The sequence below is a fragment of the Burkholderia sp. R-40 genome (assembly GCF_049942845.1).
GTDB classification, from domain to species: Bacteria; Pseudomonadota; Gammaproteobacteria; order Burkholderiales; family Burkholderiaceae; genus Burkholderia; species Burkholderia ambifaria.
Genome location: NZ_CP187967.1, coordinates 2,398,087 through 2,417,966 on the forward strand (window position 1 = coordinate 2,398,087; position 19,880 = coordinate 2,417,966).

The 19,880-nt window shown below is 67.6% G+C and carries 17 protein-coding genes and 1 tRNA gene; 4 read left to right on the forward strand and 14 right to left on the reverse strand.

What is annotated here, in order from left to right:
* Positions 1-144: 144 nt before the first annotated feature.
* Entirely contained in the window at positions 145-1,047 is a 903-nt protein-coding gene (locus ACP26O_RS11070; RefSeq protein ID WP_165751692.1) for a LysR family transcriptional regulator, read from the forward strand.
* 10 nt (positions 1,048-1,057) lie between these two features.
* On the opposite strand, the gene ACP26O_RS11075 is transcribed toward ACP26O_RS11070, so the two are convergent.
* From ACP26O_RS11075 to ACP26O_RS11090, 4 genes are all read right to left on the reverse strand, one after another.
* Positions 1,058-2,476: an amino acid permease gene (locus tag ACP26O_RS11075; protein WP_175664971.1), complete on the reverse strand. Its 1,419-nt coding sequence runs from the start codon at positions 2,474-2,476 to the stop codon at positions 1,058-1,060.
* Positions 2,477-2,566: 90 nt separating this feature from the next.
* The gene (locus tag ACP26O_RS11080) at positions 2,567-3,628 is read right to left on the reverse strand and encodes a porin (RefSeq protein WP_175664972.1); all 1,062 of its coding nucleotides are present in this window, start codon (positions 3,626-3,628) and stop codon (positions 2,567-2,569) included.
* 100 nt (positions 3,629-3,728) lie between these two features.
* Positions 3,729-4,115 (reverse strand): RidA family protein, encoded by a 387-nt coding sequence (locus ACP26O_RS11085; RefSeq protein WP_175664973.1) that lies wholly within the window; start codon positions 4,113-4,115, stop codon positions 3,729-3,731.
* Positions 4,116-4,145: 30 nt separating this feature from the next.
* On the reverse strand, positions 4,146-5,360 hold the full coding sequence (locus tag ACP26O_RS11090; protein WP_175664974.1) for an amino acid aminotransferase: 1,215 nt from the start codon (positions 5,358-5,360) through the stop codon (positions 4,146-4,148).
* Between the two features lie 191 nt (positions 5,361-5,551).
* Here ACP26O_RS11090 and ACP26O_RS11095 point away from each other — a divergent pair, with 191 nt between their 5' ends.
* Both ACP26O_RS11095 and ACP26O_RS11100 read left to right on the forward strand, forming a co-directional pair.
* On the forward strand, positions 5,552-6,034 hold the full coding sequence (locus ACP26O_RS11095; protein ID WP_175664975.1) for an Lrp/AsnC family transcriptional regulator: 483 nt from the start codon (positions 5,552-5,554) through the stop codon (positions 6,032-6,034).
* An 82-nt stretch (positions 6,035-6,116) separates the two neighbouring features.
* Positions 6,117-6,191 (forward strand) — tRNA-Val (locus tag ACP26O_RS11100).
* 149 nt (positions 6,192-6,340) lie between these two features.
* Here the strand turns inward: ACP26O_RS11100 and ACP26O_RS11105 are convergent.
* The 10 genes from ACP26O_RS11105 to hutH all read right to left on the reverse strand — a co-directional run bounded on the left by ACP26O_RS11105 (position 6,341) and on the right by hutH (position 18,729).
* Entirely contained in the window at positions 6,341-7,726 is a 1,386-nt protein-coding gene (locus tag ACP26O_RS11105) for an aspartate aminotransferase family protein (protein ID WP_175701337.1), read from the reverse strand.
* 28 nt (positions 7,727-7,754) lie between these two features.
* A complete protein-coding gene (locus ACP26O_RS11110; RefSeq protein ID WP_175666699.1) occupies positions 7,755-9,092 on the reverse strand; it encodes a glutamine synthetase family protein in 1,338 nt (445 codons plus the stop codon).
* A gap of 12 nt (positions 9,093-9,104) precedes the next feature.
* A complete protein-coding gene (locus ACP26O_RS11115; RefSeq protein ID WP_175666698.1) occupies positions 9,105-9,911 on the reverse strand; it encodes a gamma-glutamyl-gamma-aminobutyrate hydrolase family protein in 807 nt (268 codons plus the stop codon).
* Between the two features lie 729 nt (positions 9,912-10,640).
* The gene (gene hutG / locus ACP26O_RS11120) at positions 10,641-11,438 is read right to left on the reverse strand and encodes an N-formylglutamate deformylase (protein ID WP_012364256.1); all 798 of its coding nucleotides are present in this window, start codon (positions 11,436-11,438) and stop codon (positions 10,641-10,643) included.
* 59 nt (positions 11,439-11,497) lie between these two features.
* The gene (locus tag ACP26O_RS11125) at positions 11,498-12,874 is read right to left on the reverse strand and encodes a formimidoylglutamate deiminase (protein WP_175666697.1); all 1,377 of its coding nucleotides are present in this window, start codon (positions 12,872-12,874) and stop codon (positions 11,498-11,500) included.
* Positions 12,875-12,897: 23 nt separating this feature from the next.
* Positions 12,898-14,121: an imidazolonepropionase gene (gene hutI / locus ACP26O_RS11130; RefSeq protein ID WP_175666696.1), complete on the reverse strand. Its 1,224-nt coding sequence runs from the start codon at positions 14,119-14,121 to the stop codon at positions 12,898-12,900.
* Positions 14,122-14,125: 4 nt separating this feature from the next.
* The gene (locus ACP26O_RS11135) at positions 14,126-14,776 is read right to left on the reverse strand and encodes a HutD/Ves family protein (RefSeq protein WP_175666695.1); all 651 of its coding nucleotides are present in this window, start codon (positions 14,774-14,776) and stop codon (positions 14,126-14,128) included.
* 2 nt (positions 14,777-14,778) lie between these two features.
* Positions 14,779-16,467 carry a urocanate hydratase gene (gene hutU, locus ACP26O_RS11140; RefSeq protein WP_175666694.1) on the reverse strand — a complete coding sequence of 563 codons (1,689 nt, stop codon included), beginning with the start codon at positions 16,465-16,467 and terminating at the stop codon, positions 14,779-14,781.
* A gap of 38 nt (positions 16,468-16,505) precedes the next feature.
* A complete protein-coding gene (hutC, locus tag ACP26O_RS11145; protein ID WP_011657419.1) occupies positions 16,506-17,201 on the reverse strand; it encodes a histidine utilization repressor in 696 nt (231 codons plus the stop codon).
* 4 nt (positions 17,202-17,205) lie between these two features.
* On the reverse strand, positions 17,206-18,729 hold the full coding sequence (hutH, locus tag ACP26O_RS11150) for a histidine ammonia-lyase (RefSeq protein ID WP_105833491.1): 1,524 nt from the start codon (positions 18,727-18,729) through the stop codon (positions 17,206-17,208).
* Positions 18,730-18,955: 226 nt separating this feature from the next.
* On the opposite strand from hutH, the gene ACP26O_RS11155 reads away from it, so the two are divergent.
* Entirely contained in the window at positions 18,956-19,876 is a 921-nt protein-coding gene (locus ACP26O_RS11155) for a glutamate/aspartate ABC transporter substrate-binding protein (protein ID WP_175666693.1), read from the forward strand.
* Positions 19,877-19,880 lie beyond the last annotated feature (4 nt).

Below are 19,880 nucleotides of genomic sequence, written 5' to 3' on the forward strand. Positions count from 1 at the left end.
CCGGGCGGCACGCATCGTGGCGGCGCGGCCGACCGATGCCAGGCGTTACGCAGAGCCTAGGCGCGCGATCGATAAGCGTCCAATACAGGATTTATCCGGTACGATAGACGGCACTTATCGATGCCGGAGCCGGGAGGAGACAACATGGAACTGCGGCAGTTGCGCTACTTCGTGGCGGTCGCCGAGGAACTGCATTTCGGGCGCGCGGCGAAGCGCCTGTTCATCTCGCAGCCGGCGCTGAGCTTCGACATCCGCAAGTTCGAGGAAGCGCTCGGCGTGCAGCTCTTTTCACGCACCAACAAGACGGTCGCGCTGACCAACGCGGGTGCGGTGCTGCTCGGCGAAGCACGCCGGCTGCTGCTGCAGGCGAGCGAGGCCGAGCGTCTCACGGTGCGCTCGGCGTCCGGCCTCGCGGGTCGGCTGAGGATCGGCTTCGTCCATTCGATGCTGTATCGCGGGCTGCCCGATGCGGTGCAGCGCTTCGAGGCCGACTATCCGGGCGTGGAAATCGTGCTGAGCGAGATGAACACGCACGCGCAGGTGCAGGCGGTCCAGCGCGGCCAGATCGATCTCGGTTACGCGCACTGGGGCCACTGCCCGCCCGAGGTCGAATCGACGCCCGTCTACGCGGAACCGTTCGTGTGCTGCCTGCCGGCCGCGCATCCGCTCGCGCGGCGCCGGCAGGTCGCGCTCGCCGCGCTGGCCGCGGAACCGTTCATCCTGTTTCCGCGCGACGCGGCGCCGCACTATCACGACCTGATCATCGCGCAATGCGTAAACGCCGGCTTCAGCCCGCTGATCCGTCACGAGGCGCGGCTGTGGCAGACGATCCTGTCGATGATCGAGTTCGGGATGGGCATCGCGCTGGTGCCGCGCGTGCTGCAGCAGGTAAAGAGCGACCGGCTCGCGTTCCGGCCGCTGAAGGATGCGTCGCTCGAATCGCGCACGCTGGAACTGAAGCGCAGCGGCACCGCCGAACCGGTCGCGCTGCGCTTCGCCGACTACGTGCGCGCGTCGATCGACGCGCTGCCCGCGCTCGCGGGGTGAGCCGCCGCCGCTACTTCGCGTCCGGCTGCAGCACCGGCTGCGCGCGCCGGTACCACACCGCGTACACGACCGACAGCGCGATCAGGAACGGAACGCCGAAGATCAGCGTCATGTGGAATTCGGCGGTGAAGTAGGTCGTCACCATCACCGCGAGCATCAGCGCCGCGCCGAGCAGCGTCAGCAGCGGAAAGCCGCGCATCCGGAACGCCGGCGCCGGCATGCCGAGCGCCGCGCGACGCCGCCGGAAGCAGTAGTGCGTGACGAAGATCATCATCCACGTGAACAGCGCGCCGAACATCGACACCGACATCATGATCGTGAACGATGCATCCGGATACAGCACGCTCAGCACCGTCGCGAGCGCGATGCCGAGCGTCGACAGCATCAGCGCGCCGAACGGCACGCCGCGCGCGTTCACCTCGCCGAGCGCCTTCGGCGCATGGCCCGCGCGCGACAGGCTGAACATCATCCGCGTCGTGATATAGAGCTGGCTGTTCATCGCGGACAGCGCGGCGATCAGCACCACGAAGTTGATCAGCCCGGCCGCGCCCGGCAGGTGGATCGCCTCCATCACCTTCACGAACGGGCTCTCGTCGCGCCCCGCCGCCGTCCACGGCACGATCGCGAGCATCAGCGCGAGCGTGACGAGGTAGAACAGCACGAGCCGCACGATCGTCGAGCGGAACGCGCGCGTCACCGCGCGCTCGGGATCTTCCGCCTCGCCCGCCGCGACCGCGATCATCTCGATGCTCAGGTAGCTGAAGATCGACACGATCACCGCGACCCACATCCCCCACATGCCCTTCGGAAAGAAGCCGCCGTGATCGGTATAATGATGGAAACCCGCGCGCGCCGCGCCGTCGCCGACCAGCGCCGGATTGCCGAAGACGACATACGCGCCGAGCACGATGAAGCCGACGATCGCCGCGATCTTCACGACCGAGAAACCATACTCGACCGCACCGAACACGTCGACGCTGCGCGCGTTGACGAACACGAGCAGCGCCGAGAAGCCGACAATCCACAGCCAGCCCGGCACGCCCGGGAACCAGTACTTCATGTACAGCGCGATCGCGGTGACTTCGGTGCCGACCGCGAGCACGATGCACGCCCAGTACGCATAGCGCACGAGAAACCCGGCCCACGGGCTCACATAATGTTCGGCGTAGGCGCCGAACGATCCGGAGGTCGGGTGCGCGACCGTCATCTCCGCGAGACAGCCCATCAGCAACAGCGAGATGAACGCGCCGATCGCGTAGCTGACGAGCACGCTCGGACCCGCGAAGCCGATCGCGAACCCGCTGCCGAGAAACAGACCGGTGCCGATCGCACCGCCGATCGCGATCATCGCCATCTGCCGTGCGGAAAGCGTGCGGCGCAGACCGTGCTCGCGCGCCGCGATGTGCTGGAATTGCCCTTCTGGTTGCATCGAATGACCTCGTTCTAAAGCGTCAGTCCGGTCGAAACGTCGACGGCGCACGGGCCGGTGCCGGACCGCACCGGCCCGTGCGCCGCGTGCTCAGAATAGATGGCGCAGGCCGGCCGCGATGCCCGTCTGGTTGCCGCGTCCGGGCATTTCGGTGAACGCGCCCCCGGTCACCCGGTTGTAGTCGAGCGTCGCGTAGACCTGCGTCGCCTTCGACAGCGCGTACTCGGCCTCGAGCACGCCCGTATAGCGCTTGCCGCCGTTACCTGCCACGCCGTTCACGTTGCGGATGTCGTCGTAGTAACCGACGCCCGTCACCGATACCGCCGGCGTGACCTTCACGCTCACGCCGGTGTAGAAGATCGCGTCGCGGCGCGGGTTGTCGGCGAACGAGCCGTAGCTCACGTCGCGGCCCGGCGCGTTCAGCAGCTGCCGATCGAGCATGCCCGTGCGGTCGATGCCGCCGAGATAGCCGGCGTACAGCGTCGCCGCGCCGAACGCATAGCGTGCGCCCGCGCCCCATGCCTGCTGTGCGCGGCTGTTCAGGTCACGCACCTGCTGGTAGGTCGCACCGATCATCAGTCCGCCGAGCGTGTACGACACGTGCGTGCCCCAGTACGCATTCGCGCCGAGACTGCCGGCGACGCCGCCGAAACCGTAGCTCGCGCCGACGTCTAGCCCGCCGAACGTGCCGTCGTAGCTGACGGTGTTGCTTGCGCGGCCCTGCGTGAGGAAGTACGGCCACATGTTGGCCGTGTAGTTGCCGACCGTCAGCGGATCGAGATCGCCGAACAGGTTGAACGCCTCGGTCGCCTGCCGGCCGAGCTTCACGGTGCCCCAGTCGCTCGCGAGGCCGACATACGCGTAGCGGCCGAACAGCGCGCCGTCGAGCTGCCCGTTCTGCGGCTCGAAGCCGCTCTCGAGCTGGAAGATCGCCTTCAGCCCGCCGCCGAGCGCTTCGCTGCCCTTCAGGCCCCAGCGGCTGTTGGTGATCGCGCCGTTGGTCAGCTGCACGCTCGCGTCGTTCGACGCATTCGCATGCGTCGTGTAGCGGATGCTCTGGTCGACGATGCCGTACAGCGTCACGCTGCCCTGCGCCATCGCGCCGCTCGCGGCGAGCAGGCCCGCCATCGTTGGTACTGCGAATCGAATCATTCTCGTCACGTTCGTCTCCATCCTTGTCTTTATCCTTGTTGTGCTTCTCGGGGTTTGCTGGTGATTACGGGTATTGCAAGCCGCGCCACGCGGCAGGGTGCTAATTGCGCGCCGCCGGCAGCGCGACGTACGCGACGAGTTCGACGCGCATCGCCGGATGCGCGAAGCCCCGCACGCCCACGCACGTGCGGTTCGGATACGGTTCGCGGAAGTGGCGCCGGTATTCGGCGTCGAATTCCGGCATCGCCTTCACGTCGGACAGATAGACGAGCACCTGCGCGACGTCGTCCATCGTCGCGCCGGCTGCCGCAACGGCCTTCGCGAGATTGCCGAGCGTGATGCGCGCCTGCGCGGTCATCGTGTCGCCGACGATCGCGCCGGATGCATCGACCGGCCCGTGGCCGGTAAACATCAGCCCGCCCGCGCGGGTCGCCCACGAGAACGGCTGGGCCAGCTGCGGCAAGTCGACCGCGATCATGTCTGCCATCGTGTCCTCCTTCGGTTCGGGATCGGCCGCTCAGGCGGCCTGGCGCGACGTGCCGCCGAGCACGTCGGCGATCGCGTTCGCGACATGGTCGACGTTCGCGTCGTTCAGGCCGGCGATGCACATGCGGCCCGAGCGCAGCAGGTAGACGCCGTGCGACGCACGCAGGCGGTCCACGTCGGTCGCGGCGATGCCCGTATAGCTGAACATCCCGCGCTGCGTGACGAGTGCATCGAACGCGGGCGCGGGCAGGCGCGCGTCGAGCCGCGCCTTCAGCGCGCCGCGCATGCGCTTGATGCGCGCGCGCACCTCCGCGACTTCGTCCTCCCAACACGCGCGCAGCACGTCGTCGTTCAGCACGGTCGACACGAGCTGCGCGCCGAACAGCGGCGGGCTCGAATAGGTGCGGCGCACGCCGGCTTGCAACTGGCTCAGCACCGTCGCCGCTTCGCCGGCGCTCGTGCAGACGATCGACAGCCCGCCAACGCGCTCGCCGTACAGCGAGAAATTCTTCGACAGCGAGTTGCTGACGATCGCCGGCAGCCCCGCTTCGACGATCGCGCGCACAGCCCACGCGTCGTCGTCGAGCCCGTCGCCGAAGCCCTGGTACGCCATGTCGAGGAACGGAATCAGCCCGCGGCGCGCGAGCACGTCGATCACCGCGCGCCACGCGTCACGGTCGAGGTCAAGGCCCGTCGGGTTGTGACAGCACGGCTGCAGCAGCACGATGCTGCGCGCGGGCAGCGCATCGAGCGCCGCGAGCATCGCGTCGACGCGAAGATCGTTGCGCGCTTCGTCGTAGTACGGATACGTGTGCACGTCGAGGCCGGCCGCCGAGAAGATCACGCGATGGTTGTCCCACGTCGGATCGCTGATCCAGATCGCGCTGTCGGGGAAATAGCGCTTCACGAACTCGGCGCCGAGCCGCAGCGCGCCCGAGCCGCCGAGCGTCTGCAGGGTCGCGATGCGCCCTTGCGCGAGCGCCGCGCAGCCGGCGCCGAACACGAGGCGCTGCACGCCCTGCCGGTACGCGGCGAGCCCTTCCATCGGCAGATACGTGTGCGGCGCGCCGGCTTCGCGCAGGCGCTCGGCCGCGAGACGCGTGCTCTCCAGCACCGGGATGCGGCCCGCGTCGTCATAGTAGAGGCCGATGCTGAGGTTGACCTTGTGCGGATGCGCATCCTGCTGGAACGCCTGGAACAGCGACAGGATCGGGTCGCCCGGATAGGCGGGAACATGTTCGTACATGGCGGAATGACGGTAGGAGTTGAAGGCGGCGATACGGCCGGCGGCGTGACAGCGCGTCAGGCCGTGCGGTCGAGGCATGGGGCGCATGTTATCGAGGACGAAATAGAATGAGCTTCACTTTTCGATGACGAATCGCGTCGATTGCCGTAGAGTCTGCGTCTTGTAACTCAAAATTCACTGGATTCTGCGAAATGACTCTGGATCGAACCGACATGCGGATCCTCCGGCACCTCGAGCGGGACGGACGCATCAGCAATCAGGACCTCGCGAACGCGGTCGCGCTGTCGCCGTCGGCGTGCCTGCGGCGCGTGAAGCTGCTCGAGGAACGCGGCGCCATTGCGGGGTATCGCTGCACGATCGAGCCGAAGAAGGTCGGCGTCGCGTTCGAGGCGCTCGTGCATGTGTCGATGCGGCCGGACGTGCCCGAGTGGCACGACCGGTTCGTGGAAGCGATCCAGGTGTGGCCGGAAGTGATCGCCGCGCAGATCGTGACGGGCGGCTCGAACTACGTGCTGACGGTGCGGGCGCGCGACCTCGACCACTACTCGGACTTCGTGATCAACCGGCTGCACCGCGCGGCGGGCGTGATGTCGATCAATTCGAGCATCGTGCTCGCGACGCTCAAGCGCGACGGCTCGATCCTCGATCTCGTCGAGCCGTCGACGGCTGGCTGATGGATTGCTGCGCGAACCTGAAAAAAATTTGCAGAAAGGGCTTTACGAACCCCAAAAGCTCTGACATAATTTCAGCTTCTTTGGGCGGTTAGCTCAGCGGTAGAGCACTGCCTTCACACGGCAGGGGTCACTGGTTCGATCCCAGTACCGCCCACCAAAGAATTCAAGGGCCTGCGTCTCACGACGCAGGCCCTTTTCGTTTTGCGGCTGCTTTTCTGCACCCCTCCTCCGCTGCTGCATGCGTCGGGCTCGCCCGCCCCCTTCAAGAGGCGCTTCGACGGCATCTGATCGAAGCGCCGCGACCGCTCACTTCACCCGCTCCGCCGTCGCATCAAACGCACGCCGCGCCTTGTCGACGATCTCGTCGACTTCCGCTTCCCGGATCACGAGCGGCGGCGACAGCAACATCCGGTCGCCGGTCGCGCGCATGATCAGGTTGCCGTTGAAGCAGAAGTCGCGGCAGATCGTGCCGATATCGACATCGGCGCCGAATCGCTCGCGCCGGCTCCGATCGCGCGCCAGCTGAACGCCCGCGACCAGCCCCGCTCCCGCGATCTCGCCGACGATCGGATGATCTCCGAGCGCTTCCCGCAGCCGACGCTGGAAATACGGCCCGATGTCGCGCTTCACGCGCTCGACGATTCCTTTGTCGCGCAGCAACTTCAGGTTCGCGACCGCCACGGCCGCCGCCACCGGATGCCCCGAGTACGTGAGGCCGTGATTGAATTCACCGTTGTCGATGATCGGGCGCGCGACGCGCTCGTGAATGCCCACCGCGCCCATCGGCACGTAACCCGACGTCAGGCCCTTGGCCATCGTGATCAGATCCGGCTCGAAGCCGAAGTGCTGGTGCGCGAACCATTCGCCGGTGCGCCCGAAGCCGCCGATCACTTCGTCGGCGACGAGCAGGATGTCGTACTTGCGGCAAATCCGCTGGATTTCCGGCCAGTACGTCGACGGCGGGAAGATCACGCCGCCCGCGCCCTGGAACGGTTCGCCGATGAACGCGGCGACGTTCTCCGCGCCCAGTTCGAGGATCTTCGCCTCGAGCTGCTGCGCGCGTGCGAGGCCGAACGCTTCGGGCGTCTCGCCGGCTTGCGCCTCGCCGAAGAAATACGGCTGGTCGATGTGCACGATGTGCTCGACCTTCGACGGCATCTGTTCGTGCATGTAGCCCATCCCGCCGAGCGTGCCGCCCGCGATCGTCGAGCCGTGGTAGCCGTTCTTGCGCGAGATCACGAACTTCTTCTGCGGCTTGCCCTGCACGCGCCAGTACTGATGCACGACGCGCAGCACGGTGTCGTTGCCTTCGGAGCCGCTGTTGCAATAGAAGAAGTGGTTGAAGCCCGCGGGCGTGACTTCGGCGAGCAGCGCCGACAGTTCGATGATCGGCGGGTGCGTGGTCTTGAAGAACGTGTTGTAGAACGGCAGTTCCTGCAGCTGGCGATACGCGGCGTCGGCGAGTTCCTTGCGGCCGTAGCCGACGTTCACGCACCAGAGGCCGGCCATCCCGTCGATCACCTTGTTGCCGTCGGAGTCCCACAGGTAGACGCCGTCGGCCTTCACGATCACGCGGCTGCCCGCGCGATTGAGCGCGCCCATGTCCGAGAACGGGTGGATATGGTGCGCGGCGTCGAGCGCGCGGTATTCCGCGGTCGAGTGCGGCGGGAAGGCTTCGTTTCGATCGGTCATGTTTCCTCCGTAAAACAGCGCCGCACACTCACACGTGCAGCAGCAGATGGCGACGTTCCCACGAACTGATCACGCGGAAGAACGCTTCGTATTCGGTTTCCTTCAGCGCCAGGTACGCCTTCACGAACTTGTCGCCGAGAATGCCGGCGAGCGGCTCGCACGCGGCCATCAGCGAGATGCCCTCCTCGAGATTGCGCGGCAGCTGGTACGGCAGGTCGTAGCCGTCGGACGCGATCGGCTCCGTCGGCGCGAGCTGCTGCGTGAGGCCGAGATAGCCGGCCGCGAGCGTCGCTGCGAACGCGAGGTACGGGTTGCAGTCGACGCCCGGAATCCGGTTCTCGATGCGCCGCGCGACCGGCGTCGACTGCGGGATGCGGAAGCCGACCGTGCGGTTGTCGTAGCCCCACTGCACGTTGATCGGCGCGGCCATGAAGCGCGACAGCCGGCGATACGAGTTGATGTACGGCGCGAAGATCGGCATCAGCGCCGGCGTGTACTTCTGCAGCCCCGCGAGATAGCTGTGGAACATCGGCGATACGACCCCGTCTTCTTCGGCGAACAAGTTACGGCCGGTGTGCACATCGGCGAGGCTCTGGTGGATGTGCATCGCGGAGCCCGGCTCGCCTTCCATCGGCTTGGCCATGAACGTCGCGTACATGTTGTGCCGCAGCGCCGCCTCGCGCACCGTGCGCTTGAACAGGAACACCTGATCGGCCAGCGACAGCGCGTCGCCGTGCACGAAGTTGATCTCCATCTGCGCGGCGCCGACTTCGTGGATCAGCGTCTCGATGTCGAGCCCCTGCATCTCGCAGTATTCATAGATGTCCTCGAACAACGGATCGAACTCGTTGACGGCCTCGATCGAATACGACTGCCGGCCGGTTTCGGCGCGGCCGGTGCGCCCGATCGGCGGACGCAACGGCAGGTCGGGATCCGCGTTCATGTCGACCAGGTAGAACTCGAGCTCGGGCGCGACGACGGGATTCCAGCCCTTCGCCTTGTACAGGTCGAGCACGCGGCGCAGCACGTAGCGCGGCGAGATCTCGACCGGCGAGCCATCGAAATGCACGCAATCGTGGATCACCTGCGCGGTCGGATCGACGGCCCACGGAACCAGGCAGATGGTCGATGGATCGGGCACGCACACCATGTCGGGATCGGTCACGCCGGTCAGCGTGCCGTCCTCCGGATAGTCGCCGGTGACGGTCTGCACCATCACGGCCTGAGGGAGGCGCATCGATTCGCCGGATTCGAATTTGTTGCGCGGAATGATCTTGCCGCGCGCGATGCCGGCCATGTCGGGAATGATCGCCTCGACTTCGGTGATGCGGTGCTGACGCAGGAATTCGCTCAGTTCGGGTTGCATGATCGGCCTCGTTCAGTCGATGTCGGATGCGGCCGGCGACGGCATGGTGCCGCCGGTCGCACGAATGCGGTGGGTCATGCGCGCGCGGCATGCCGCGCCGAATGCCGCGAAGATGTCGCGCGACAGCGGCTGTTCCGCGAAACGCCATTCGGGATGCCACTGCACGCCGAGCGCGAACGCGCGCGCGCCGCGCACGCTGACGGCCTCGATCAGCCCGTCGGGCGCGCTCGCTTCGACCGCGAGCCCGGCGCCGAGCCGCGCGATGCCCTGGTCGTGCAGCGAATTGACCATTGCGTCGTGCGCGCCGCGCGCGATCCGTTGCAGCAGACCGCCCGGCGCAAGCTGGATGCGATGGGCGGGGCCGTACTGCCGCTCGAGCGGATCGCCGTCGCGCTCGCGATGGTCGTGGAAACCGGCGCTCGCATGCAGCCGCTGATGCAGCGTGCCGCCGTACGCGACGTTCAGTTCCTGCATGCCGCGGCAGATCGCGAGCACCGGCACGCCGGCATCGATCGCCGCGCGGATCAGCGGCAGCGCGGTCGCATCGCGCGCGGGGTCGTGCAGCGTGTCGGGCGCACTCGCCGGGCCGCCGTAGTGATGCGGCTCGACGTTCGAATAGCTGCCGGTCAGCAGCAGCCCGTCGACGGACGCAACGATCGCATCGACCGGCTGCCGCTCACCCAGCGCGGGCAGCACGAACGCCAGCGCGCCGGCGCCGTCGACCAGCGCGACGAGGTACTTCTCGCCGGCCGTGTGGTTCGGATGGGCGCCGCGCAGGATGCGGTCGGCGGTGACGGCTACGATCGGGCGCGCTCGCATGATCGCCTCCGCGATAAGCGCGCGACGCGTGCGGACGCGCAGGACGATGGAAGCCCGCCGTGGCGTGGATTGCGCGCGTGCGCGATCATGCCGCGCGCACGATGCGGCAACCGGCAGTGTGACCCGATGCGAAAATGGAAAACGACACTAGGGCAACAATGAAGCGCTGCCGTCGCGCTGCACCGCGCTGAACAGGTGCGCGGTCACGAGGTTGAAGCGGCGCAGGCCGCGATGGGACACAGCGAAGAAACCAGGCTCGCGTATGAGGGCGGCGCGCGTGCCGCGATCAGCATGCCGGATCGGCCCGGCCTGAGGCGGCGCGCCCGCCGACGGACTTCGGGTCCGGCGTATCGAAGGGCTGGCGGCTTTCACGATCGTACTCGACTGACTGATGAAGACAGGACACGTGTCGCGGTGAAGCGCAGGCGACGAGGCCGTGCGGCGACACGTCGGGAAGGTGTCTCGCGACGGATTCCGGCTTGGTACAGCGCCAATCGACGCCGTCGTCGCCGGTGCGCGCGTGACGACTTCCTGACATTCAGCTTATATCACCTAAAAATTGCGTCAAATTTCCAGGTGCCGATCCCCGACATCGATCAGACAAAAAAAACGGCATCGACCATTCGAATCGATGCCGTTTTTGTGCGCTGCGTCAGCTTGCCCGCGCCGCGTGCTGGCAAGCCGGCGCGGAAAGTATCACCGCACCGCCGCATGCAGCATGCCAACGGATCAACGATGCGCGAGCGCGGTTTCGACGAGCGTCTGCAGCAGCGGCACGATCCGCGCGGCGCGCGCTTCGTCGTATGCGTACGGACGCGTCTCTTCCATGTAGGTGATCTGCGACAGTTCGAGCTGCACGGCTTCGACGCCGGTGGCGGGCACGCCGTAGTGACGCGTGATGTAGCCGCCCTTGAACCGCCCGTTCGCGACCGCCGTATAACCGCCGTGCGCGTTCACGCATGCGGCCAGCGCCTCGGCGAGGCCGGGCGCGGCGCTCGCGCCGCTCGACGTGCCGAAGTTGAAGTCCGGCAGGCGGCCTTCGAAGAAACGCGGCACGTGCGAGCGGATCGAATGCGCTTCCCACACGAGCACGCGGCCATGCTCGCGCTTCAGGCGCGCGATCTCGCCCTGCAGCGCGTCGTGATACGGGCGCCAGTAGCGGTCGCGGCGGCGCATGATCTCGTCGTTGCCGGGCAGCGCGTTCGGCGGATACAGCGGCGCCTTGTCGAACGTGTCGACCGGCACGAGCCCGGTCGTATCCTGCCCCGGGTACAGGTTCTCGTTGTCGGGCGGACGGTTCAGGTCGACGACGTAACGCGCGTGCGACGGCACGAGGATCGATGCGCCGAGCGTCGCCGCAAACCCGTACAGCCGCTCGAGATGCCAGTCGCAATCGTCGACGAAGCGCGCGTCGGGCGTCATCGTCGCGGCGATGTCATCGGGGATGTGGGTGCCTGCGTGCGGGATCGAGATCAGCAGCGGCAGCGTGCCCTGCTTCAGCGTGAATACAGCCGGTTGTTCAGTCATGTCGCATCACCGTAAAAGTCTGCCGGCGCACGCGCGCGGCGTGCGCCGGACGCCGCGCGTCAGCGCAGCAGTTGCGCCAGCGCGGCGCGGTAGTCGGCATAAGCAGCGGTTTCGTCGCGATGGCGGCGGCCGCTCACGACGCGTTCGCCGCCGGTGTAGACGTCGAGCACCGGCGTGTCGCCATGCTCGGCGAACACCGCGCCCGACAGCCACGCCGCGCTGCCGTGTTCGGCGATCGCGGGATGATCGGGATCGAGCACGAGCCAGTCGGCGCGGCAGCCTTCACGCAGCGCACCGATGCGCCGCCCGCTTGCCTGCGCGCCGCCCGCGAGCGACGCGTCGAACAGCCGGTCGGCGACATGCGCCTGTGTGTCGCTCGCGAGTACGTTGCGCGCACGATGCACGAGCCGCTGCCCGTATTCGAGCAGGCGCAACTCCGAGCGCCAGTCGACCGACGCATGGCTGTCCGAGCCGACACCGATCACGCCGCCCTGCGCGAGATAGTCGACGGCCGGGAACACGCCGTCGCCGAGGTTCGCTTCGGTGGTCAGGCAGAGGCCCGCCACCGCACGACGCTTCGCGAGCGCCGCCGTTTCGGCCGCATCGACGTGCGTCGCGTGCACGAGGCACCAGCGCGCGTCGACGTCGAAGCGATCGAGCAGCCATTGCACGGGCCGCGCGCCGTACGCACGCACGCAGTCGTCGACTTCGGCTGTTTGCTCGGCGATGTGGATATGCACCGGCGCGTCGTCGGGCAGGCCGTCGAGCAGCACGCGCAGCCCGTTCTCGGACACAGCGCGCAGCGAGTGCGGCGCGACGCCGTAGCGCAGCCCGCCGTGCTCGGGCGCGACGCGGCGCATCGCGTCGAGCAGTTCGAGCAGGCCGTCCGGCGTGTTGATGAAGCGGCGCTGGTCGTCGCGCGGCGGCTTGTTGCCGAAGCCGGCGAACTGGTACGACACGGGCAGCATCGTGATGCCGATGCCGGCCGAGCGCGCCGCGTCGATCACGCGCGTGCCGAGCTCCGCGAGCTGCGGATAGCGCGAGCCGTCCTGCGCGTGATGCACGTAGTGAAATTCGCACACCGACGTATAGCCGCACTTGAGCATCTCGACGTACAGCCAGCGCGCGATCGCCGCGAGCGCGTCGGGGGTGATCTTCAGCGCGAAGCGGTACATCAGGTCGCGCCAGCTCCAGAAGCTGTCGGCGGGATTCGCACGGTATTCGGTGAGCCCCGCCATCGCACGCTGAAACGCGTGCGAATGCAGGTTCGGCATGCCGGGCAGCACGGGCCCGGCCGCGCGCGCGACGCCTGCCGGCGCATCGGTGTCGGGCGTCACGTCGGTCAGCGTGCCGGCCGCGTCCCAGCGCAGCAGCACGTTGCGGCGCCAGCCGTCGGGCAGGTAGGCATGGTCCGCGAACAACGTCATTTCGGTCATGGTCAGTTTCGTCTCCTGCAAGGCTAGCCGTTCATCCGGCGAAACACCGTCGCACCGCCGCGCACGACCTGCTCGCACAGCGGGCGGCCGATCCAGTAAGCGAGCTCCGCCAGCGAACCGACCGACCAGACCGCGAAATCGGCCTGACGACCGATCTCGAGCGCACCGTGACGATCAGCATGGCCGAGCGCCGCGGCCGCATGGCGCGTCACGCCCTGCAGCACCTCGGGCACCGTCATCCGGAACAGCGTGCAGCCCATGTTCAGCGTCAGCAGCAGCGATTCGAGCGGCGACGTGCCGGGGTTGTGATCGGTCGCGAGCGCGATCGGCACGCCGTGCTTGCGCAGCAGCTCGATCGGCGGCAATTGCGTTTCGCGGATGAAGTAGTACGCGCCGGGCAACAGCACGGCAACCGTGCCGGCCGCCTTCATCGCCTCGATGCCGGCTTCGTCGAGAAATTCCAGGTGGTCGGCGGACAGCGCGCGATAACGCGCGGCGAGCGCGGTGCCGCCCGCGTTCGACAGCTGCTCCGCGTGCAGCTTCACCGGCAGGCCGCGCCGCGTCGCGGCCTCGAACACGCGCTCGGTCTGCGCGAGCGAAAAGCCGATGCGCTCGCAGAACACGTCGACCGCGTCGACGAGGCCTTCGTCGGCCAGCGTCGGCAGCATCCGTTCGCACACCTCGTCGATGTATTCGTCCGCGCGGCCCGCGTATTCCGGCGGCAGCGCATGCGCGCCGAGGAACGTCGTGTAGACGCTGACCGGGAAGCGCTCGCCGAGCTGGCGCGCGACGCGCAGCATCTTGCGCTCGCTCGCGAGGTCGAGCCCGTAGCCCGACTTGATCTCGATCGCGCTCACGCCTTCCGCGAGCAGCGGCTGCAGACGTGCGGCGGCCTGCACGAACAGCGTCGTCTCGTCGGCCGCGCGCGTCGCGCGCACCGTCGACACGATCCCGCCACCCTGCCGCGCGATCTCCTCGTAGCTGACGCCGGCGAGGCGCTGCGCGAACTCGTCGGCGCGCGTGCCGCCGTACACGAGGTGCGTGTGGCAGTCGACGAGGCCCGGCGTCACCCACGCGCCGTGCAGGTCTTCCCGCTGCCAGTGCGCGTAACCGTGCGGCAGCGCGGAGAATGCGCCGAGCCACACGATCGTGCCGGTTTCGTCGACGGCGATCGCCGCGTCGTCGAGGGTTTCGTCGGGGTGGCCGTGCGGACACAGCCTCAGGTGATGCCAGACAGTCGGTTTCATGCGTTCAGTCTCGTGCGCCGACGGCGAGCGACACGGCGAGCAGCGCGCCGCCTCCGCTCACGACGACGTCAAACGCACGCCGCGGCCCGTCGAGCCGCAGCGTGTCCATTTCCTGCAGCGCGTAATGCGCGCCGTCGATCTCGACGCCGACCGTGCCGCTCGCGCAGAACAGCAGCACGGTATCGGCGCGCTCGACGCGGTGCGTGCCTGCGCGCCACACGTCGACGGTCCCGCGCGCGGCCGAGCGGCGCGTCATCAGGTTGAAGTCGCGGGTCGGGCCGTCGTGCAGCGTCGCGTCGATCGCCGTTTCGCCGGCGAAATCCGCACGGGCGAGCGGCGCGTCGAGCACATGGCGCGCGCCGCCGGCTTCCGTGAGCGTCATGCCCGCGCCGGACAGCAGCACGAGCGTGCGATCGACGCCGTCGAAACGCGAGAACGGCCCGGCCGCGTCGACGTCCGCGACGCTCACGCGCCACGCGAACGCATCGAGCGCGGCGCCCGGCGCCGCACCGACAGACGTTCCGCGCGACGAAAATGCCGCGATTTCGCGCGTCACGCCGCCGCCGTTCTTCCACGGCGACGCAACGAGATCCGCTGCGCGAATCATCGCGGCGGCCAGCGTTGCGTGCACCGGCGCCTGGTCGAGCGCCGTCATGCTCAGCGGCCGAGCATCGGCAGCTTCAGGCCGACTTCGCGGGCCGTCTGCTGCGCGAGTTCGTAGCCGGCATCCGCATGGCGCATCACGCCCGTCGCCGGATCGTTCAGCAGCACGCGACCGAGACGCTCGTGCGCTTCGGCGGTACCGTCGGCGACGATCACGACGCCCGAGTGCTGCGAGAAGCCCATCCCGACGCCACCGCCATGGTGCAGCGACACCCACGATGCGCCGCCCGCGGTGTTCAGCAGTGCGTTCAGCAGCGGCCAGTCGCTCACGGCGTCCGAACCGTCCTTCATCGATTCCGTCTCGCGGTTCGGGCTCGCGACCGAACCGGTGTCGAGGTGGTCGCGGCCGATCACGATCGGGGCCTTCAGTTCGCCGTTCTTCACCATCTCGTTGAACGCCTGGCCGAGGCGATAGCGATCCTTCACGCCGACCCAGCAGATCCGTGCCGGCAGGCCCTGGAACGCGATGCGCTCACGTGCCATGTCGAGCCAGTTGTGCAGGTGCGCGTCGTCGGGAATCAGCTCCTTCACCTTCTGGTCGGTCTTGTAGATGTCTTCCGGATCGCCCGACAGCGCGACCCAGCGGAACGGACCCTTGCCTTCGCAGAACAGCGGGCGGATATAAGCCGGCACGAAGCCCGGGAAGTCGAATGCGTTCTCGACGCCCATTTCCAGCGCCATCTGGCGGATGTTGTTGCCGTAGTCGAGCGTGGCCGCGCCGCGTTCCTGCAGCGTCAGCATCGCGCGCACCTGCTCGGCCATCGACTGCTTCGCGACCTTCACGATGCTTTGCGGATCGACCTTCTGCGCCTCGCGCCATTGCGCGACGGTCCAGCCTTGCGGCAGGTAGCCGTTGATCGGGTCGTGCGCGCTCGTCTGGTCGGTCACGCAATCCGGCGTGACGCCGCGCTTGACGAGTTCCGCGAACACGTCGGCCGCGTTGCCGAGCAGGCCGATCGAGACCGGCTTGCCGGCGCGCTTCGCTTCGTCGATCATGCCGAGCGCTTCGTCGAGCGTCGTCGCCTTCTTGTCGACGTAGCGGGTCTTCAGGCGGAAGTCGATGCGCGTCTCGTCGCATTCGACCGCGATCATCGAGAAACCCGCCATCGTCGCGGCCAGCGGCTGTGCGCCGCCCATGCCGCCCAGGCCGCCCGTCAGGATCCAGCGGCCCGACGGGTCGCCGTTGAAGTGCTGGTTCGCGACCGAGAAGAACGTTTCATAGGTGCCCTGCACGATCCCCTGGCTGCCGATGTAGATCCAGCTGCCGGCCGTCATCTGGCCGTACATCATCAGGCCCTTGCGGTCGAGCTCGTGGAAGTGATCCCAGTTCGCCCAGTGCGGCACGAGGTTCGAGTTCGCGAGCAGCACGCGCGGCGCATCCGGGTGCGTGCGGAACACGCCGACCGGCTTGCCCGACTGGATCAGCAGCGTTTCGTTGTCCTCGAGATCCTTCAGCGAGGCGAGGATCTGGTCGTAGCATTCCCAGTTGCGCGCCGCGCGGCCGATGCCGCCGTACACGACGAGCGCATGCGGATGCTCGGCGACTTCCGGATCCAGGTTGTTCTGGATCATCCGGTAGGCCGCTTCGGCCAGCCAGGTCTTGCAGACCTTCTCGCTGCCGCGCGGTGCGCGGATCGTGCGCGTCGGATCGAGACGGGGATCGATGTGTTTCGGATGGTTCATGACAACTGCTCCCGAAGGAAAGTGAAGATCAATTGGAATCAGAAATGCCCGGTGAAGCGATAACGACTGCCCGGGTGCCACAGATTCGCCACCGAGGCGACGACGCCCTGCGACCAGGTACGCCGATGTAAAACCAGACACGGCTCGACGTCGTCCATCCGCAACTGCTCGCGCCGCTCGGGCGCCGGAGCCGCCGCTTCGATCCGGTACTCGACGCGCTGCAGCGGGGCCGCGCGCATCAGGTACAGGTTCGGCGTCGTGTTCGTGAAATCCTGCTCGGCATAATCCGGCGCGACCGCCGGATTCACCCATCGTTCTTCGAGCTGGACGGGTTCGTCATTCTCGAAGTGCAACACCTGCGAATAAAACAGCGTGGCGCGCACGGCCATCTGCATCTCGTCGGCGAGCGCCTCGTCGGCGCGGATCGTGTCGAGGCCGAGCACGCTCGCGCGGTACGCATGCCCGCGCGCGTCGACCTCTTCCGAAATGCTGCGGATCGCGACGAGCGTCGACTCGTACTTCGGCCGCGCGACGTAGGTGCCCGCGCCCTTCATGCGCGTGAGCACCTGCTCGGCCGTCAACTCGCGCAACGCGCGGTTGACGGTCATGCGCGCGACCTTGAACTCGCGGGCCAGTTCGTTCTCGGAGGGCACCTGGTCGCCCTCCGCCCACTCGCCGGCGTGAATGCGGCCCAGGATGAAATCCTTGATCTCCTGGTAGACCGGCGCGCTCATGGGCTTACTGTTCCGATGCGAACGAGAACGGCGCGGCCTTCGCGAACGCGCGCTCGCTCACGAGCTTCGCGATCACCGCGATGTCCGGTGCGAAGTAGTGGTCGAGCTCGTAGTGCGCCACATGGCCGCGGATCGTTTCCATCACCGGCGCGAGCTTCGGGCTCGTGTGGTAAGGCGCGCGCAGGTCGACGCCCTGCGCGGCGGCCAGCAGTTCGATCGCGAGGATGTACTTCGTGTTGTCCGCGATGTCGGCGAGCTTGCGCGCGGCGAACGTCGCCATCGACACGTGGTCTTCCTGGTTCGCCGAGGTCGGCAGCGAGTCGACCGATGCCGGGTGCGCGAGCGTCTTGTTTTCCGACGCCAGCGCGGCAGCCGTCACGTGGGCGATCATGAAGCCCGAGTTCACGCCGCCGTCCTTCACGAGGAACGGGGGCAGGCCCGACAGCGTCGCGTCGATCAGCAGCGCGATGCGGCGCTCGGCCAGCGCGCCGATTTCCGCTGCGGCGAGCGCGAGGTTGTCGGCCGCGAATGCGACGGGTTCAGCGTGGAAGTTGCCGCCCGACAGCACTTCGCCGGTATCCGGGAAGATCAGCGGGTTGTCCGACACGGCGTTCGCTTCGATCAGCAGCACGTCGGCCGCGTGGCGCATCTGGTCCAGGCACGCGCCCATCACCTGCGGCTGGCAGCGCAGGCTGTACGGATCCTGCACCTTGTCGCAGTCGCGGTGCGACTGGTTGATCGGCGAGCCGTCGAGCAGGTCGCGGTACGCCGCGGCCGCGTCGATCTGGCCGCGATGGCCGCGCAGCTCGTGGATGCGTGCGTCGAACGGCTTCACCGAGCCGGCTGCCGCGTCGACCGACAGCGCACCGGCGACGAGCGCGGTGCGGTACAGGTCTTCGATCGAGAACATGTTGTCGAGCGCCAGCGCCGTCGAGGCCTGCGTGCCGTTCAGCAGCGCGAGGCCTTCCTTCGCCTGCAGCGTCAGCGGCGCGAGGCCCGCGACGCGCAGACCGTCGAGCGCGCTCGCGCGCTCGCCGCGGATGAACACTTCACCGACGCCGAGCAGCACGGCCGACATGTGCGCGAGCGGCGCGAGGTCGCCCGATGCGCCGACCGAGCCTTTCACCGGGATCAGCGGCAGCACGTCGGCGTTGAACAGCGTGATCAGCGCGTCCATCACCTCGCGGCGGATGCCCGAATGGCCGCGGCCGAGGCTCGACAGCTTCAGCGCCATCAGCAGACGCACCGACGAGCGCGCCATCGGCTCGCCCACGCCGACCGCGTGCGACAGCACCAGGTTCTTCTGCAGCAGCTCGAGCTGGTCGTGCGGGATGTGCGTGCTGGCCAGGCGGCCGAATCCCGTGTTGATACCGTATGCCGGCTCGCCCTTCGCCGCGATGTCGGCGACGGCCTTCGCGCCGGCGTCGATCTTCGCGAAGCTCGCCGGGTCGAGCGTGAGCTGCACGGATTCGCGAGCGATCTTGCGCAGTTGCGGGAGGGTCAGGTGGCCGGGGGTCAACGTAATCATGTGAGCAATCCTGTCTAGACAAGTTCGGGATGGATTGCAGTGTAGCCATCGCAACTTGTCTAGACAACCCCGTTTTTAATGATTTCGACTCGGGAGTTTCCCTGATGCCGGGTCCGCCCCGCCGGAGTAGCCGGCCAGGCCCGGGAATTAACATATGTTGCAATTATTTTGTCTTTGGCAACATACGAATCCGCACCTTCCTGCCATCCGCATTCGGAGACCTGCCATGACCATCCCGCCCCGGTTGACCGCCCTTTTCGGCCGCAGCCTGCTCGTCGCCGCCTGCGCGCTCGCGTGCGGCGCGTCGCTCGCCGCGGAGCCGCTGTCCGGCACGCTCGAGAAGATCCGGCAGGCCGGCCTGATCTCGATCGGCCACCGCGAAACGTCGGTGCCGTTCTCCTACGTCGACGCGAGCGGCAAGGTGATCGGCTTCTCGCAGGACCTGTGCGATCGCGTGATCGCCGCCGTGAAGGTGCGCACCGGCAAGCCCGACCTGCAGGTGCGCTTCATCCCGGTCACGTCGCAGAACCGGATCCCGCTCGTGCAGAACGGCACCGTCGATCTCGAATGCGGGGTGACCACCAATCTCGCCGCGCGCCACGCGCAGGTCGCGTTCTCGACCACCTTCTTCGTCGCGACGACGCGCCTGCTCACGCGCACGAGCGCGGGCATCCGCGACTTCCCCGATCTCGCCGGCAAGACGGTCGTGACGAACCAGGGCACGACGTCCGAACGCCTGCTGCGCAAGATGAACGAGGAAAAGAAGCTGAACATGCAGATCATCAGCGCGAAGGACTACGGCGAAGGACGCCTCACGCTCGAATCGGGCCGCGCGGCCGCCTACATGATGGACGACGTGCTGCTCGCCGGCGTGCGCCAGCTCGCGGCGAAACCGGCCGACTGGGCGATCGTCGGCACGCCGCAGTCGTCGGAAGCGTACGGATTCATGCTGCGCAAGGACGATCCGCAGTTCAAGGCGCTCGTCGACGGCGTGCTCGTGCAACTGATGAAGAGCGGCGAGATCAATGCGCTGTACGACAAGTGGTTCATGAAGCCGGTGCCGCCGAAGGGGCTCGCGTTCGACTTCCCGATGAGCGACGTGATCAGGACGCGCTACGCGGCGCCGAACGATGCGCCGCTCGAGTGAACGC

What these genes read in the sequence shown, in the direction of transcription:
- ACP26O_RS11125 (WP_175666697.1), bottom strand. Translation starts at nt 12,874, where the DNA reads ATGACCGAAATGACGTTGTTCGCGGACCATGCCTACCTGCCCGACGGC.
- hutH (WP_105833491.1), bottom strand. Translation starts at nt 18,729, where the DNA reads ATGATTACGTTGACCCCCGGCCACCTGACCCTCCCGCAACTGCGCAAG.
- ACP26O_RS11085 (WP_175664973.1), bottom strand. Translation starts at nt 4,115, where the DNA reads ATGGCAGACATGATCGCGGTCGACTTGCCGCAGCTGGCCCAGCCGTTC.
- ACP26O_RS11070 (WP_165751692.1), top strand. Translation starts at nt 145, where the DNA reads ATGGAACTGCGGCAGTTGCGCTACTTCGTGGCGGTCGCCGAGGAACTG.
- hutG (WP_012364256.1), bottom strand. Translation starts at nt 11,438, where the DNA reads ATGACTGAACAACCGGCTGTATTCACGCTGAAGCAGGGCACGCTGCCG.
- hutI (WP_175666696.1), bottom strand. Translation starts at nt 14,121, where the DNA reads ATGAAACCGACTGTCTGGCATCACCTGAGGCTGTGTCCGCACGGCCAC.
- ACP26O_RS11105 (WP_175701337.1), bottom strand. Translation starts at nt 7,726, where the DNA reads ATGACCGATCGAAACGAAGCCTTCCCGCCGCACTCGACCGCGGAATAC.
- hutC (WP_011657419.1), bottom strand. Translation starts at nt 17,201, where the DNA reads ATGAGCGCGCCGGTCTACCAGGAGATCAAGGATTTCATCCTGGGCCGC.
- ACP26O_RS11110 (WP_175666699.1), bottom strand. Translation starts at nt 9,092, where the DNA reads ATGCAACCCGAACTGAGCGAATTCCTGCGTCAGCACCGCATCACCGAA.
- ACP26O_RS11095 (WP_175664975.1), top strand. Translation starts at nt 5,552, where the DNA reads ATGACTCTGGATCGAACCGACATGCGGATCCTCCGGCACCTCGAGCGG.
- ACP26O_RS11115 (WP_175666698.1), bottom strand. Translation starts at nt 9,911, where the DNA reads ATGCGAGCGCGCCCGATCGTAGCCGTCACCGCCGACCGCATCCTGCGC.
- ACP26O_RS11080 (WP_175664972.1), bottom strand. Translation starts at nt 3,628, where the DNA reads ATGATTCGATTCGCAGTACCAACGATGGCGGGCCTGCTCGCCGCGAGC.
- ACP26O_RS11075 (WP_175664971.1), bottom strand. Translation starts at nt 2,476, where the DNA reads ATGCAACCAGAAGGGCAATTCCAGCACATCGCGGCGCGCGAGCACGGT.
- ACP26O_RS11155 (WP_175666693.1), top strand. Translation starts at nt 18,956, where the DNA reads ATGACCATCCCGCCCCGGTTGACCGCCCTTTTCGGCCGCAGCCTGCTC.
- ACP26O_RS11090 (WP_175664974.1), bottom strand. Translation starts at nt 5,360, where the DNA reads ATGTACGAACATGTTCCCGCCTATCCGGGCGACCCGATCCTGTCGCTG.
- ACP26O_RS11135 (WP_175666695.1), bottom strand. Translation starts at nt 14,776, where the DNA reads ATGACGGCGCTCGACCAGGCGCCGGTGCACGCAACGCTGGCCGCCGCG.
- hutU (WP_175666694.1), bottom strand. Translation starts at nt 16,467, where the DNA reads ATGAACCATCCGAAACACATCGATCCCCGTCTCGATCCGACGCGCACG.